Consider the following 614-nt stretch of genomic DNA (forward strand, 5'->3'; position numbering starts at 1 on the left):
CTATTACCTCGGCGACGATTTCTTCCGCATGGTGGTCAACGCCTCCACCCGCGAGAAGGATCTGGCCTGGCTGCGCGAGCAGGCCGCGCCGTTCGGCGTCAGCGTCGAGCAGCGCCCGGACCTGGCCATCCTCGCCGTGCAGGGACCGCAGGCACGCGACATCGTGGCCGGCCTGGTCGGCGGCGCCGACCGCGACGCGCTGGCCAAGCTCGGCCGTTTCGCTGCCCTGCAGGTCAAGGCCGACGATGGTGTCGAGCTGTTCGTCGCCCGCACCGGTTACACCGGCGAAGACGGCTTCGAGATCCTGCTGCCGCAGGAAGCAGTGGTCGCGTTCTGGAACCGCCTGCTGGCCGCGGGCGTGAAGCCGGCGGGCCTCGGTGCGCGCGACACCCTGCGCCTGGAAGCCGGCATGAACCTGTACGGCCAGGACATGGATGAAGAGATCAGTCCTTATGAAGCGGCACTGGCCTGGACCGTGTCGCTGGACGAAGGCCGCGACTTCATCGGCCGCGACGTGCTGGAAGCGCAGAAGGCCGCCGGCACCGCGCGCCAGATGATCGGCCTGGTGATGGACGAGAAGGGCGTGCTGCGCCACGGCCAGGCGGTGACCACGG

At 69.4% G+C, this 614-nt stretch carries 1 protein-coding gene; it reads left to right on the forward strand.

Features of this window, described 5'->3' with window-relative positions; genetic code table 11:
• Positions 1–614: aminomethyltransferase family protein (locus ACYVEA_RS34725; protein WP_461117926.1), on the forward strand; the 614-nt coding region annotated here is incomplete at both ends.

Source organism: Spirosoma jeollabukense, assembly GCF_054777855.1.